Source organism: Streptococcus sp. 517s, from assembly GCF_054445985.1.
The window spans coordinates 206,817-221,609 of record NZ_CM136847.1 but is presented as its reverse complement, the minus strand read 5'-3'; the positions used below and the strand labels follow the sequence as shown (position 1 = coordinate 221,609).

Annotated in this window: 18 protein-coding genes; 2 read left to right on the top strand and 16 right to left on the bottom strand. The window is 43.8% G+C overall.

The window, feature by feature from the left end:
- Positions 1-13: 13 nt before the first annotated feature.
- From ACVX3R_RS01190 to ACVX3R_RS01160, 7 genes are all read right to left on the bottom strand, one after another.
- Complete coding sequence (locus ACVX3R_RS01190; RefSeq protein ID WP_080619411.1) at positions 14-244, bottom strand: DUF1146 family protein; 231 nt, start codon at positions 242-244, stop codon at positions 14-16.
- A gap of 55 nt (positions 245-299) precedes the next feature.
- Positions 300-1,337 (bottom strand): SepM family pheromone-processing serine protease, encoded by a 1,038-nt coding sequence (locus ACVX3R_RS01185; protein ID WP_458795165.1) that lies wholly within the window; start codon positions 1,335-1,337, stop codon positions 300-302.
- Complete coding sequence (gene coaD, locus ACVX3R_RS01180; protein ID WP_458795164.1) at positions 1,321-1,809, bottom strand: pantetheine-phosphate adenylyltransferase; 489 nt, start codon at positions 1,807-1,809, stop codon at positions 1,321-1,323. Before coaD ends, ACVX3R_RS01185 begins: the two co-directional genes overlap by 17 nt.
- Entirely contained in the window at positions 1,799-2,338 is a 540-nt protein-coding gene (gene rsmD, locus ACVX3R_RS01175; protein ID WP_000706948.1) for a 16S rRNA (guanine(966)-N(2))-methyltransferase RsmD, read from the bottom strand. The genes coaD and rsmD overlap by 11 nt, the downstream gene beginning before the upstream one ends.
- Before the next feature lie 64 nt (positions 2,339-2,402).
- Positions 2,403-3,395, bottom strand: a complete 993-nt coding sequence (asnA, locus tag ACVX3R_RS01170) for an aspartate--ammonia ligase (RefSeq protein WP_458795163.1) — start codon at positions 3,393-3,395, stop codon at positions 2,403-2,405.
- 109 nt (positions 3,396-3,504) lie between these two features.
- Entirely contained in the window at positions 3,505-4,188 is a 684-nt protein-coding gene (locus ACVX3R_RS01165; RefSeq protein WP_458795162.1) for a Bax inhibitor-1/YccA family protein, read from the bottom strand.
- 55 nt (positions 4,189-4,243) lie between these two features.
- Entirely contained in the window at positions 4,244-4,984 is a 741-nt protein-coding gene (locus tag ACVX3R_RS01160) for a TrmH family RNA methyltransferase (RefSeq protein WP_458795161.1), read from the bottom strand.
- 33 nt (positions 4,985-5,017) lie between these two features.
- On the opposite strand from ACVX3R_RS01160, the gene ACVX3R_RS01155 reads away from it, so the two are divergent.
- Positions 5,018-5,296 (top strand): acylphosphatase, encoded by a 279-nt coding sequence (locus tag ACVX3R_RS01155; protein ID WP_458795160.1) that lies wholly within the window; start codon positions 5,018-5,020, stop codon positions 5,294-5,296.
- Positions 5,297-5,373: 77 nt separating this feature from the next.
- On the top strand, positions 5,374-6,303 hold the full coding sequence (gene yidC, locus ACVX3R_RS01150) for a membrane protein insertase YidC (protein ID WP_061420056.1): 930 nt from the start codon (positions 5,374-5,376) through the stop codon (positions 6,301-6,303).
- A gap of 72 nt (positions 6,304-6,375) precedes the next feature.
- Here the strand turns inward: yidC and pflA are convergent, their stop codons facing one another.
- The 9 genes from pflA to rsmA form a co-directional block, all read right to left on the bottom strand.
- Positions 6,376-7,170 (bottom strand): pyruvate formate-lyase-activating protein, encoded by a 795-nt coding sequence (gene pflA / locus ACVX3R_RS01145; RefSeq protein WP_001288279.1) that lies wholly within the window; start codon positions 7,168-7,170, stop codon positions 6,376-6,378.
- A gap of 121 nt (positions 7,171-7,291) precedes the next feature.
- Positions 7,292-8,548, bottom strand: coding sequence for a diaminopimelate decarboxylase (locus ACVX3R_RS01140; RefSeq protein ID WP_458795159.1), 1,257 nt, complete (start codon positions 8,546-8,548; stop codon positions 7,292-7,294).
- A gap of 66 nt (positions 8,549-8,614) precedes the next feature.
- Positions 8,615-9,442: a pur operon repressor gene (gene purR / locus ACVX3R_RS01135; protein WP_002874197.1), complete on the bottom strand. Its 828-nt coding sequence runs from the start codon at positions 9,440-9,442 to the stop codon at positions 8,615-8,617.
- Between the two features lie 104 nt (positions 9,443-9,546).
- Complete coding sequence (locus ACVX3R_RS01130; RefSeq protein ID WP_458795158.1) at positions 9,547-10,488, bottom strand: 3'-5' exoribonuclease YhaM family protein; 942 nt, start codon at positions 10,486-10,488, stop codon at positions 9,547-9,549.
- Positions 10,478-11,734 carry a DNA recombination protein RmuC gene (locus tag ACVX3R_RS01125; protein ID WP_458795157.1) on the bottom strand — a complete coding sequence of 419 codons (1,257 nt, stop codon included), beginning with the start codon at positions 11,732-11,734 and terminating at the stop codon, positions 10,478-10,480. Before ACVX3R_RS01125 ends, ACVX3R_RS01130 begins: the two co-directional genes overlap by 11 nt.
- A gap of 1 nt (position 11,735) precedes the next feature.
- Complete coding sequence (locus ACVX3R_RS01120; RefSeq protein ID WP_458795156.1) at positions 11,736-12,398, bottom strand: thiamine diphosphokinase; 663 nt, start codon at positions 12,396-12,398, stop codon at positions 11,736-11,738.
- The gene (gene rpe / locus ACVX3R_RS01115; protein WP_458795155.1) at positions 12,361-13,017 is read right to left on the bottom strand and encodes a ribulose-phosphate 3-epimerase; all 657 of its coding nucleotides are present in this window, start codon (positions 13,015-13,017) and stop codon (positions 12,361-12,363) included. The genes ACVX3R_RS01120 and rpe overlap by 38 nt, the downstream gene beginning before the upstream one ends.
- 10 nt (positions 13,018-13,027) lie before the next feature.
- A complete protein-coding gene (gene rsgA, locus ACVX3R_RS01110) occupies positions 13,028-13,906 on the bottom strand; it encodes a ribosome small subunit-dependent GTPase A (RefSeq protein WP_458795154.1) in 879 nt (292 codons plus the stop codon).
- A 1-nt stretch (position 13,907) separates the two neighbouring features.
- Complete coding sequence (rsmA, locus tag ACVX3R_RS01105; RefSeq protein ID WP_458795153.1) at positions 13,908-14,780, bottom strand: 16S rRNA (adenine(1518)-N(6)/adenine(1519)-N(6))-dimethyltransferase RsmA; 873 nt, start codon at positions 14,778-14,780, stop codon at positions 13,908-13,910.
- Positions 14,781-14,793: the final 13 nt, after the last annotated feature.

Here is a 14,793-nt window from a genome sequence, read left to right as displayed (position 1 = left end):
TTTACTTTTGATTTTATAATAGTCCTCTAAGTGCTTCTTGCCACAGTTGGTACAAACTGATAAAGAATGAACTCAAGATATAGCCCATCACAATACTAAAGAAGCCTACCAACAAACGAACCTTTTTTGTGTTAGTAGCGTTCACTTTTAAAACCTTTTCCCATCTAACAAGATCCTTCAAAAGGTAAAAGCTCAAATAAATAAAGAGTATATGACTACTTAGAGTGAATAATAATTGAACCATTTGACTATTATACCATCTTATCCGCTTGCGCGCTAGTTTTCGATTTTTCTACGAATTAGGGATTGTTTTTAAGGTAATCAATCGCATCCTGCAAGGTTTTAACCGGAACGATTTTCATCTCTGTTTTGATCGTTTTAGCAGCTTCTAGGGCTGTTTCATAGTTGCTTTTCGCATCGGGATCTGCTTTTTTTGCTTCCTCGGTGACTGGATTGTCAGGAGCAAAAAAGATGTTGGCTCCCTGACGAGAGGCTGCAACCACTTTTTTGTCAATTCCACCGATGTCGCCAACATTTCCATCGCGATCAATGGTTCCCGTTCCCGCAACAATGCGACCATTACGAAGACCTGGATCTGCTATCTGGGTGTAAATAGCTAGGCTAAACATGAGACCGGCGCTTGGCCCCCCGATACCAGCTGTTGAAAAGCGAATCGGAACATCACTGGTCACTTCCGTACGGTCAATCAAACCAATCCCAATCCCGTTTTTCCCGTTTTCGAGAGTGATAATTTTACCTTCTGCAGACTTGACTTTTCCGTCTTCTTCATAGGTTACCTTGACCGTATCCCCTAATTGTTGAGAATTAACATAGTCGACCAAGTCTTTTGAACTGTCAAATGTTTTGTCATTAACAGCCGTCACGGTGTCTGCTATGTTCAGAATGCCCTTAAAAGTTGAATTGTCCGTCACGGTCAAGACATAGACTCCCAGATACTTGAGTTCGATATCCTTTCCAGCCGTCTTCAATCCCTGATACTTGGCCATGTTTTGGGATGTTTGCATGTAGAACTGATTGATCCGCATAAACTCCGCATCAGTAGAGCCACCCGTAGTCTCCTTAGCACTTCTAATATCCGTAAAAGGTGTTAACCAAGCATAGACAAGATGTGATAGGGTTGCGTGTCGAATACCGACTGTTACAAACTGGTAAGCTCCTGCTTCTGTATCTTCTGTTTCATTGACTTTTAAAACTTGACGAATATCTTCCGCTCCACCTGGAACTTCTATGTAGTAGGGTAAAGGTACTACAAAAGCTAAAAAAGTCACTACTAGTGCTAGGATGACATATAAGGGCCATCTAGTTTTTTTCTTCATGTTCTAATTCCTCCACAACACTGTTTGGTACATATTGCTGAATCTCCTGACCAAACTTCAGAAGTTCTCTCATGGCTGAAGAGCTAATATAAAGGTGCTCTGGGCGACTATATAGGTAAATGGTTCCGATTTCTGGAGCCAGTTGATGATTGTAGTAATCAAAACTAGACTCGTATTGCAAGTCTGTGGCATTCCGCAAGCCACGGACAAGGGTCTTAGCACCCAGTCTTCTTGCAACATCGACGACTAGTTTGTCATGAGAAGCCAGGACCTCTACATTATCTAAATGCGCCACAGCTTTTTCGACTGCCCGTTTGCGGTTTTCAACAGGGAGAAAACCTTGTTTGTGGGGATTGTAGAACACCCCGACATAAAGCTTATCAAAGAGTCTGCTGGCTCGTTCAATGATATCCAGATGTCCATTTGTCATCGGATCAAATGAACCTGTAAATAATCCAATTCTATCTGACATAGACTGTCACCTTACTAATCCCATATATTTTTTCCTTCCAGATGCCGAGGCAGGCAATTTCTTCTGGAAGTTCTACAGACTTATCGGTTTCACAGACAACCATGATCTCGTCGGAGAAAAGGTTTCTTTCTGCCATTTTTTCGATATCTGCAACGATTTGTTCCTTGGCATAGGGAGGGTCTAAAAAGACCAGGTCAAAGGGACCTGTCACCTGCTCCAAGGCCCGTTCAGCCTCCATCTTTAAGAGCTGAAATTTGGAAACTTCCTTGGTCATTTGGATATTTGCAGCGACGATAGCTTGTGCCCTTCTATCCCGTTCCACTAAGACAGCATGGGACATCCCTCTTGACACAGCTTCAATAGACAGACCACCACTGCCAGCATAGAGATCCAAGACACGACCGCCCTCAAAATAGGGACCTATCATGTTAAAGATAGCTCCACGAACCTTATCTGATGTCGGCCTCGTCGTCTTGCCTTCTAGCGTCTTGAGGGGACGCCCTCCGTAGATTCCTGATACGATTTTCATACCGTTTATTATACCAAATTATAGGCAAAAAGAGAAAGAAAACCGAACCTTGCGGTTCGATTCTCTACAAGATATTTTCATACGTATCGCGGACTTCCTGAGGCCAAACACTGGTCTGAACTTCTCCAATGTGTTTCTTACGAAGAAGGAACATGGCCATCCGAGACTGTCCGATACCTCCACCGATTGTCAATGGGAAAAGACCGTTAAGCAGGGCTTTATGCCATTCCAACTCAAGACGATCTTCGTCTCCTGTAAGAGCCACTTGGCGACGAAGGGTATCCTCATCTACCCGAATCCCCATTGATGAAAGTTCAAAGGCACAACCAAGAGGTTCATTCCAAACCAGGATATCCCCATTCAATCCCTTGTAGCCATTCTCAGACTCTGTTGTCCAGTCATCGTAGTCAGGTGCACGGCCATCATGAGGTTTCCCGTCAAGCAACTCGCCACCAATACCAATCAAGAAGACTGCACCGAACTCTTTACAGATCGCATTTTCACGCTCTTTCGGTGTTAGGTCTGGATAGCGTTCCACCAACTCTTCTGTATGGATGAAGGTGATTTGTTTTGGCAAGATGGATTCGATATCGTAGCGGGCTTCTACGGCTAGCTCTGTCAGACGAATAGCCTTGTAAATCTTCTCGACGGTTTCTTTGAGATAAGCGATATTACGTTGACCATTTGGAATCACTTTTTCCCAGTCCCACTGGTCTACATATACAGAGTGAGTCGCATCAAGCGAATCTTCGTCTGGACGAAGGGCCTTCATATGGACGAAAAGACCTTCACCTTCTCCAAAACCAAAGCGAGCCAAGGTGTGGCGTTTCCATTTGGCTAGTGAGTGGACGACTTCATAAGTTTCATCTGGAATCTGCAAGACCTTTACGGATACTGGATGTTCGACACCGGACAGGTTGTCCTGCATCCCATCACCAACCTTGCTCAAGATAGGACCTTGAACTTCAACAACTTCTAACTTATCTTTCAAATACTGGGTAAAGGTGTTTTTGACAAAGGAAATCTCTTCTTGCTGATGAATAAAACTTTTCTTCATAAACGGCTCCTCAAAAATTAGTTAAAAGCATTATACACCTATTTCCAAGAAAAGAAAAGAGTAAATGAGAAAAAGTCAGTGCTCTTTCGAACACTGACTCTGTCATTCATTAATCGTTTCGACCAAAGGTTCGTAAGATGCTAAGGAAGAGGTTGATAAAGTCTAAGTAGATGCTGAGTGCCATTGAGATGACCCAACCTGTCGCTACTTGTCCTCGTGACTGCTCATAAACATAGCGAATCTTTTGGTTGTCCCAAGCAATCAAACCTGAGAAGACCAAGACCATGGCAATACTAATCATGTAGTCAAAGAAGCCATTGGCTAAAAATAGATTCACAACCATGGCAATGATGAGGCCGACAAGCGCCGCCATCAAAGCTCGTCCCATTCCACCCAAATCTTTCTTAGTGAAAATTCCGATTACCGCCATGACAAAGAAGAGAAGGGCACTAGATACAAAGGCTGATAAGACGGTCCCAGGTGTATAGAAGGCTACGACAAAACTAAGCGTAAATCCATTTAAAACAGAATAAACTAAAAATACTGGGAGAGCTGCTGGGCTGTTCTTCGCAGCCATGCTACTTGCAACAAAGACTAGAGCAAGTTCTGCAAAAGTTGCAACCATCAGCCAGAGACGGCCATGCATTAAAAAGTAAATCAACTGGGACTGAAAGACTGTCAACATCAAAGCTGACACGAGAGCTGATAGACCAATCCCAAGTCCCACAAAGGCATAAACCTTAGCGTAAAATTGATTGAGACCTGAACGTTCTTGAATAATCGTTTGATTCATTCTGATTCTCCTTTTCTCTATAAGTATGTCTTGATTATAACAAAGATTTTATAAATCAGCTAAAATAAAACATCAATATACCTGCGGCAACTGCCACGTTGAGACTTTCTGCTCGACCTTTCATGCCAATATGAACCAGCTGATCAGCACTCTCAGCCATGACAGAACTAATCCCCTGTCCTTCATTTCCCATGACTAAAACAAAGTTCTCTAGTGAAGAAAGTTCACGATAATCCTTTGACTCTCTCGATAAGGTCGTTGCCAGAATAGGCAAATTGCTCTTCTTTGCCTCTTCTACAAAAGCGGCAACGGGCATACGATAGATAGGCAAATGAAAATGACTTCCTTGCATGGAACGCAGGGTCTTGAGACTGTAGATATCTGCTGACTTATCTGAAACAATAACCCCTGTAAAACCTGCCGCATCCGCAGTTCGAATCATGGTGCCAACATTACCAGGATCTTGGACATCCTCTAAAAATAGAAACTTACCCTGACGGAGATCAGGCAGTCCTACTTCCTCTTTTTGAATCACGGCAACAATCCCTTGAGGGGTTTGCGTATCTGCCAAATCTAGCAAGACTTCTTCAGAGACCCAAACCGTTTGCGGAAAAGCGGTTAGCTGATCTCGGTAACTTTCTAAGGCAAAAATCTTCTCAATCGTCACTCCTGCTTGAACAGCTTCTTCAAACAAGTGCCAGCCCTCAATCAAATAGGCAGACTTTCGATATTTTTTTTGATGCAATTTCTTGGCATTTTTTACCACAGAATTGGCTTTTGAGGTTATAATAGTCATAGAAATATTATAACACAATCAAAGGGGTTTGGTATGCAAAAGGTTAGAATGATTGCCCAAGGTAGGGTGCAGGGTGTTGGTTTTCGCTGGGGTGTTTATACTTTAGCGCTTGAAATCGGTGGCATCACCGGTCGTGTCTGGAATAACGACGATGGCACAGTGGAAATTCTTGCTCAGGCAGACTCCTCTGCCGCTATGGCAAAATTTATCCAAGAAATCCGAAAAGGTCCGACACCCTTTTCAAAAGTCACCTATCTAGATGTACAAATGAGCAACTTTTCATCCTATCCAGACTTCAAAGTCGCAAATTAGGTCTCTAGAACTATTGTATATTTTACAAAAAAACAGTAGAATAGAAAGGTATAATTTTTAAAGAAGGAATGAAAACATTGAAATCTATTAAACGTTTTGCCCTCTCTGCTATGGGAGTGGCTATGCTACTCGTCTTGACAGGCTGTGTCCAAGTAGACAAAGCAACAGGACAACCTACTGGTTTTATCTGGAACACTATCGGATCGCCTATGGCAGAGGCTATCAAATACTTTGCCAATGATATGAACCTTGGTTTTGGGATTGGGATCATCATCGTAACGATTATCGTACGTTTGATTATTTTGCCACTTGGTATCTACCAATCATGGAAGGCAACACTTCACTCTGAAAAGATGAATGCTCTCAAACACGTGCTCGAACCACATCAAACACGCCTTAAAGAGGCAACAACTCAGGAAGAAAAACTAGAAGCACAACAGGCTCTCTTTGCTGCACAAAAAGAAAACGGCATCAGCATGTTCGGTGGTGTAGGATGCTTCCCTATCCTCATTCAAATGCCTTTCTTCTCTGCTATCTACTTTGCAGCCCAATACACTGATGGTGTAGCTAGCTCTACCTTCTTGGGTATCAATCTCGGTTCCCCAAGTATGATCCTTGTCGCCTTCGCTGGTATCCTCTACTATCTCCAATCACTCCTTTCACTTCACGGAGTAGAAGACGAGATGCAAAGAGATCAACTCAAGAAAATGATTTACATGAGCCCACTCATGATTGTCGTCTTCTCCCTCTTCGCACCAGCCAGTGTGACACTTTACTGGGTTGTCGGTGGTTTCATGATGATTCTCCAACAGTTCATCGTTAACTATGTTGTTCGTCCAAAACTTCGTCAAAAAGTACGTGAAGAATTTGCCAAAAATCCACCAAAAGCAAGTTCAGCATCAACTACAGGCGGGCGAAAAGATATCACTCCTAATCAAGCAACTGCAATTACGACTACTAAGAAACATAAAAAACGTAATGCTGGTAAACAACATTCTAGAAAATAAGGCAACGGCTTAGCTGAAAGGCTAGGCCTTTTCTGCATCACAAAAGCCTGATGTTCCCATCAGGCTTCTTTTTTATCCATGTACACGTTTCATATAGTCTTGATAGCTTTCTGTATCCATGAGTTTTTTGGCATTCTTGACACGGTCTGCTGTTGGTGGTTTTACCCCTTCGAGCGAATAAGGAATTCCTAGTTCACGCCACTTGAATTCCCCCATAGTGTGATAAGGTAGGATTTCAAACTTATCAACGTTTTTGAGGGTTTTGACGAATTTACCAAGTTCAATCAAGTCCTCATCTCTGTCTGTCAAGCCTGGAACCAGCACATGGCGAATCCACACAGGCTTCCCAATATCTGATAGATATTTTGCACAGGCCAAGATATTTTTATTAGTTTGGCTGGTAACAATCCTGTGTTGTTCATCGTTAATCTCCTTGATATCCAATAGAACCAAGTCTGTCACTGCCATGAGTTTATTAAACTTTTCGAGATAACGTGGTTTGTTACGGAATGGAAGGGCACAGGTATCCAAGGTACAGTGGATTCCTTTTTCCTTGGCCTTGGTAAAGAGGGCAATTAGGAAATCAATCTGTAAGAGGGCTTCTCCACCACTAACAGTGATTCCTCCCTTGTCTCCCCAGAAGCCACGGTAGCGAAGGGCTTCTGTCAAGACATCGTCTACTGTGCGTTCGCGTGATTTATTGGTCTCCATAGCCCATGTGTCGGGGTTATGACAGTACTGGCAACGCATGTGACAACCCTGCAAAAAGACAATAAACCGAATCCCAGGGCCATCTACCGCCCCAAAACTCTCTGTCGAATGCACCATTCCTGTCACTTGTCCATAGTCAATTGTTTCTTCAGACATATCGTCACCTTCCTTGAAACCGTTTTATAGTTTTATTATATCACGAGTAAGGTGAAAAACAAGGTTTTTTTGTCTATTTTTTAGAAAGCAATCTGTTTTTCACTTTCATTTTCAATTTCTTTTAATGATCCGATTCAAAATCAAAACCATACAAGGTTGCAAAATAGTCCTCAGGGCGCTCTGCACGGCGGATTTGGCGGGCTTTGCCTTCTTCGGTATAGAGGATTTCTGCCGAGCGTAGTTTTGCATTGTACTGATAACCCATGGAGAATCCATGTGCACCTGTATCATGAATTGCCAGCAAATCACCGATTTCTGTATGAGGCAGTTCGCGATTAATGGCAAATTTATCATTGTTTTCACAGAGTGAACCGACCACGTCTACCACCTCAACAGGTCCATCTGGATGGGTCAGATTGGTAATATGGTGGTAGGCCCCATACATGGCTGGACGCATGAGGTTGACTGCTGATGCATCCACGCCCAGATAGGTACGATAGGTTTTTTTCTTATGAGTGACTCTTGTAACGAGAGCTCCGTGAGGGGCTAACATAAAGCGACCCAATTCGGTGAAAATCTTAACCTGACCAAGATCTGCTGGCGTAAGGACTTCCTCATAAACCTTACGAACTCCCTCACCAATCACAGCAATGTCATTTGGCTCCTGATCTGGACGGTAATTGACTCCGATTCCGCCGGAAAGATTGATAAAGTCTAGTGAAATGCCCAACTTTTCCTTGATTTCAACAGCCAATTCAAAGAGCTGACGCGCCAACTCTGGGTAGTAGAGATGGGTGACAGTATTGGATGCTAGGAAAGAGTGAATCCCAAATGTCTTGGCTCCTTTTTCCTTCAAAATCGCAAAGGCTTCAAAAAGCTGGTCCTTGGTCATCCCAAACTTGGCTTCCCCAGGATTGTCCATGATATCTGTTCCTAGCTCAAAAACGCCTCCAGGATTGTAACGACAAGAGATGATTTCTGGAATGCCTGCCGCTCGCTCCAGATGTTCAATGTCTTCAAAAGCATCCAAGTTAATGGTCGCACCTAATTCACGCGCATAGGCGTACTCTTGGTCTGGGGTATTGTTAGAAGAGAACATGATCTCAGAACCAGGAAAATCCAGTTTATGGCTCATCAAAAGCTCCACATAACTAGAACAGTCCACACCACAACCTTCCTCTTTGAGAATTTTCAAGATGGCTGGAGTTGGAGTGGCCTTGACTGCAAAATATTCTTTAAAGCCCTTGTTCCAGGAAAAGGCCTGGTTGACGGCTCTTGCTTTTTCACGAATCCCCTTCTCGTCATACAAGTGAAAGGGAGTCGGGAATTCGGAAACAATCGTTTCTAAATCTTCACGGCTGATAAATGGTGTTTTCATAAGCATCCTTCTATTCTGTTTGCAAAGAAAGGCTGGGACAATCGTTCCAACCTTTAGTTCTATTTCTTATTTGTCTTCGTCAAAGATATTTCCAATCTCAACATCGATGGATTGGTTCTTAACATCAATATTGGTTACTTTCAAGAGTGACTTGTAATCGAACTGCTTTTCACGTTCTTCTTGGGCATTGTCTGCAAAAACTGCGACACCAGCTAGTTCCGAATCAAACTCACGCAAGAGACTGATCATCCCATTGACAGTTCCCCCACCTTTCAAGAAGTCATCCACAATCAAGACACGACTGCCTGCCTTGAGGCTACGTTTTGAAAGGAACATTTTCTCAATGCGGTCACCGCTTGAACCTGAAACATAGTTGACACTGACCGTTGAACCTTCGGTAATTTTTAAGTCACGACGCACAATGACAAATGGAACATTGAGGACATTGGCAACTGCATTTGCGAGCGGAACACCCTTTGTTGCTACTGTCATAACGGCATCGATTTTTTGGTCCATAAAGCTCTTGGCAATGATGCGCCCAATATTTTTCAAAATGGCAGGCGTACTAAGCAAATCAGACAGGTAGATATAGCCGCCCGGCAAGATACGGTCACTTTCTGAAAGTTTGTCACGCAAGTCTGCGATCATTTCTTTGGCTTCATGACTAGAGATTGATGGTGTAAAGATAACGCCACCACCTGCTCCAGTCACAGTCTGAATATGGCCGATTTCGATTTCCTCAAAGGCACGCTTGATAATCACAATGTCCTCTGAAATCGATGATTTAGCAGATTCGTACTTTTCTGCAAAGGTATTGAGACTTGTTAGTTTGTATGGATTATTAATCAAATAGTTGGAAATGACAACCATCCGATCACTTCTTCTTAATTTCATTTTTATTTACCATTCCATTTAATTTTGATATTTTATCCATTATACCATATTCACATAAAAAAACGAACATTATTGCGTAAAAAATGCTCGTTTTTCTTAAATTATTAATCTAAATCTGGTTTATAGAAGGAACGATTGTCCATAGCGAAGATTTTATTGGTCATCTCTCCTTTATCCACCAAAGCTAGAGCTGTTGACATCATCATCATGCTGGCATCTAGATTGTCAATCATATGGATAATCTCTGCCTCCATGATACGTGGACGGACTGGACTACCATACTCTAGCAAGCCATGGTGACTGAGGATGACATGGCGCAGTAACACCACTTCTTCTCTAGTATCATCGATGCCGAGTTCCATGACTGTCTTGGTAATTTCGCTATCGATGAGGGCTATATGGCCAATGAGATTGCCTCGCACTGTGTACTCCGTCTGATCTGGTCCCGTCAACTCAATAACCTTGGCCAAATCATGCAGCATAATCCCGGCATAGAGGAGGCTCTTATTGAGCTGAGGATAGATCTCGCTAATGGCATCTGCCAAGCGCACCATGGTCGCTGTATGATAGGCCAAACCCGTTTCAAAGGCATGGTGGTTGGTCTTGGCAGCTGGATAGGAGTAAAATTCCTTATCATACTTGGTGTAGAGACTGCGAACGATACGCTGCCAGACAGGATTTTCAATTTTGAAAATCATTTGTGACATGTAGTCACGGATTTCCTTGACATCGACTGGTGACTTGATCTTGAAGGCAGCTGGATCATTGGGTTCCCCAGGCTGAGGCAGGCGGAGAGTAATTTGATTGACTTGAGGTGTATTATTATAAACTTCTCTGCGCCCCTGCATGTGGACTACTTTCCCTGCGGTAAAGGCCTCAACGTTATGAGGTTGGGCATCCCAGAGTTTTCCTTCAATCTCGCCACTATCGTCTTGGAAGGTAAAGGCTAGGTAGTTTTTCCCAGCACGCGTCTGTCTCAGGTCAGCTGACTTGATCAGGTAAAAACCTTCAAACAGCTCATCTTTTTTCATGTGACTAATCTTCATATTCTTCCTCATCTTCTTGGAAATGGAGTAGATCAAGCGCAGGCTCACCTTCTGATAACTCAATGTAACGGAGCGTCCGCTCGATAGCTGTAGTACGACGGTTTAATAATTCATCAATATTGCCAGAGGCATGTTGGAGATGTTTTTGTGCCTTAACCAAAATTCCCCCGAACTTGCCAAACTCGGTCTTGACACTAGCAAGGGTCTTGCTGATATGATCTGCACTCTTTTGGATATTGAGAGTTTTGAAGCCAACTGATAGAGAATTAAGCAGGGCCGACAAGGTGCTTGGACCAGCAACAATAATCTGCTCCTCCCGTCTCAAATCATCAAAGAAGACCGGATTGCGAACAATCTCTGAGTAGAGTCCCTCTGTCGGAACAAACAAGACTCCAAAATTGGTCGTCCGTGGTGGCGCCAAATATTTACTCTTGATATCCTTGGCAAAGCGCTTGACGCTTGCTAAGAGTGACTTACGACAGCGTTCAATTTCGTCCTTATCTCCTGCTTCATAAGCTTCTTCTAAGCGGTAATAATCCGCCAGTGGAAACTTGGAGTCAATCGGCAAGTAGACATATTCCTGGTCACCCTGTCCAGGTAACTTGATGGCATACTCCACTCGTTCACTGGAGTTTTCAACTGTTGCAAATTCTCGTTCGTACTGGGCAGGTGTCATGATGTCTTCAATGATTTGCCCCAGTTGCAATTCTCCCAGAATCCCTCTCGTTTTGGTTCCAGAGAGAACCTTGTTAAGGGCACCGACATCGCGGGCAACTGTCTGCATCTCTCCCAAACCTCGATTGACCGACTCCAGTTGCTTGGAAACTGTCTCGAAGGAAGCCTGCAATCGCGTCTGTAAGGTCTTCTCTAACTTTTCCTCGACCGTCTGGCGCATTTGTTCCAAACGTTGCTCATTTGATTCCTGCAAGGCTTGGAGACGTTGGTCGGTCTTATCTCTGGTTTGAAGGAGATTCTCGTTCATCTCCTGTCTAACTTGCGTCAGCCCTTGGTGCAACTCCATTCGCACTTCCTGCAAACGGTCGCTGACAGCCACTTCCAAGTCTTTTTGGTCTAACTGGCTTGCTTGTCTAGCTTGTTTAAAGCGATAATCCAGTTGATCTGAAAGATTGTCTGCCTGATCCTCCAAACTCTTGGCTAGGTATTTGTCTTGCTTATCCTGCCTTTGCCAAATCAGAAAGAGCCCAGCTAGGTTGGCAATTAATAATAGTAATAATACAGTCTCCATCCTACCTCCTGTCCTTGCTATGCAGCACGACGACATAGCCATCTGGGCAAGTTACCGCAACTTCCCTATCTATATATTCGTTAGAAGCGTACACTTTTTTAAAGAAAAAATTCTCCTCTGTCAACTCATACTTGGCTCCGATAATGGTCAACTGGCTATCCCGAACTGGCATAAAGGCTAGATAATCGTAGTCTGAACGGGGCTCTAGCTGACTGGTCCCTTCTGGACAATAGGCAATCACATTTTGCCCATCCTCAATCGCTATCTGGCGCATATAGGGTGCCAACTTGGGATTGCTAGGCAGAAAGACATTAGCCAGCATATGGTCAATTCGACCACCCAAAGCCCCAAAAATAGTCACCTGAGCCTGAGAATGTTGCTCAAAGATGGTTAAGAGAGCCAATTCCAGATCCGTATCATCCTTTTCTGGCTGGGCTTGGACAAAATGTTGGGCACGTTTTTGAATCAACTGACGCTCGTCTGCAGTCACCGAATCAAAATCTCCAACTGCTAGAGTGAGAGGCAGATCTTCTTCCAAGACCCAGAGTGAGCCTCGATCCACACCGACAAAGCAATCAAAATCCGTCCGATAATGACCGCGGTCTCCGCCTGCAAAAACGGCAACCCTAGTCCAGTTGTTTTCTGAGAGTTTGCACTCGTTCATTGACATCTCCCTTAAAGACATAGGATCCTGCTACAAAAACGGTCGCTCCAGCTTCTTTAGCTTGAGCAATGGTCTGGTCATCAATCCCGCCATCGACTTCGATTTCAAAGTTCAAACCTTTTTCCTCACGAAGGGCAACCAACTCACGAACCTTATCCATGGTTTCAGGCAGAAAAGCTTGACCACCAAAGCCAGGGTTAACCGTCATGACCAAGACTTGATCAACTAGGTGAAGGACGTGCTTAATCGCCTCGACAGGCGTACCTGGATTGATGACAACCGAAGGTTTGACACCGAGCGAACGAATCTTTTGAAGAGCGCCATGAATATGATGCGTTGCTTCTACATGGATACTGATGATGTCTGCACCTGCACGCGCAAAATCTTCTAAGTGGTGTTCAGGATTCGCCACCATCAAGTGGCAGTCAAAGACCATCTTGCTATGAGGCCGAAGAGCTTCAACCACACCTGCACCAAAACTGATTTGTGGTACAAAGTCCCCATCCATGATATCGATATGGGCATATTCTGCACCAGTTGCTTCTAGGCGCTTGATTTCACGTTCAAAGTTGGCATAATCTGCTGCCAGAATTGACGGAGCAATCTTGTATTGAGACATAGGTTTCTCCTTATTTTGGAATTTTTTTGCTGACTTTTTTATAGGTTTCTCTGCGATTTTCAATTTCGCTGAGGAATTGCAGGTAGTTGTCAAAACGGAAGGTTGCAATGGCGCCTTCTTCTACAGCTGGCTTAACCGCACAAGCTGGTTCATGGGTATGGGTACAGCTACGGAACTTGCAATCTCGACTGACACTGGCAATCTCTGGAAAGGCCTGATTGAGGTCTTCAGCCGTTGACACTTCATAATCCAGTGATGAAAAGCCTGGTGTGTCCGCAATTTTACCCCCATTGAGGTTGTAAAAACTAACAGCTCGAGTGGTATGGCGACCACGACCTAGACTGTCTGAGATCTCTCCTGTTTCAAGATTGAGGTCTGGTGCGATTTTATTGAGGAGGGTTGATTTTCCAACACCTGTCTGCCCCATAAAGACCGTCACTTTTCCTGTCAACAAAGGCAAAAGTTCTTCTTTACTAGTCACAAAGTCGTAACCAATGGCACGATAGGTTTGTTGGTAAAAACTTAATTCTTCCCTATCTTCCAGCAAGTCCATTTTAGAAATATAGACGATGGGATGGATACCCTTGTGCTCCAAAAGAACCAAGAAGCGATCCAACAAATTGCTATTAAAATCCGGCTCCTTGACCGACATGATAACCACCGCTTGGTCAATATTAACAATAGGCGGACGGACCAGACTATTTTTCCGTTCGTGGATCTTGAGGATATAACCTTCGGAATTTTCCTCAGCAGAAAAATCTACCCAGTCTCCGACGTAGGGTGTGTGACCTTTTTTACGGAAATTCCCACGCGCACGTGTCTGATAGACTTGGCCATCACTCTCTACATAGTAAAATCCTGCTAAGGCTTTAATGATTTGTCCCTGCATCTTAGAGTCCCTGTCCTTTAAGCGCATCTGCTAGGCTGGCAAACTCTTCTAAGCTGAGAGCTTCCCCACGCACAGATGGAGATAAGCCTGCCTGGTCCAAAGCCTTGGTCAGTTTGTCCTTGATTTCTTCGGTCTTCCCAAAGTAGCCTGTCAAATTGTTCCATAAGGTCTTGCGACGATGAGTGAAGCTAGCCTTGGAAACCTTAAAGAAAAACTGTTCATCTTCCACTGCTACGGCAGGTTCTGGACGGCGCACCATTTTCAAGATAGCTGAGTCCACGTTTGGTGCTGGTACAAAGACCGTACGAGGCACGATAAAGGCAACCTTTGCTGTCATGTAATATTGAACAGCAATCGACAAACTACCGTAAGCTTTGGTATTGGGCTGTGCTGAGATGCGATCCGCCACTTCTTTTTGCATCATGACGACAAACTCACTAAAAGGAATGCCACTCTCGATTAAATGCATGAGAATAGGCGTTGTGATATAGTAGGGCAAATTGGCAACTACCTTAATCGGCAATTCAGGATTTTTGAAATTCTGGATATGCTGAGCCAAGTCAACTTTGAGAATGTCCTCGTTAACCACGGTCACATTGTCAAAATCACGTAGGGTATCTGCCAAAATTGGCACCAAACGGTGGTCAATTTCAAAAGCCTTAACTTCTGCCGCACGCTCAGCCAAAAATTCTGTCAAGGCACCAATCCCTGGCCCGATTTCGATGACATTAACCTGATCATCAATTTCAGCTGTATCCACGATTTTTTGAAGGATATTGGTATCCGTCAGGAAATTTTGCCCGAAGGACTTTTTAAAAGTAAAACCGTGACGCTCCAGCACTGCCTTGGTCACGCTATAATCTGCAATTCTCATTTATTCTCTTTTC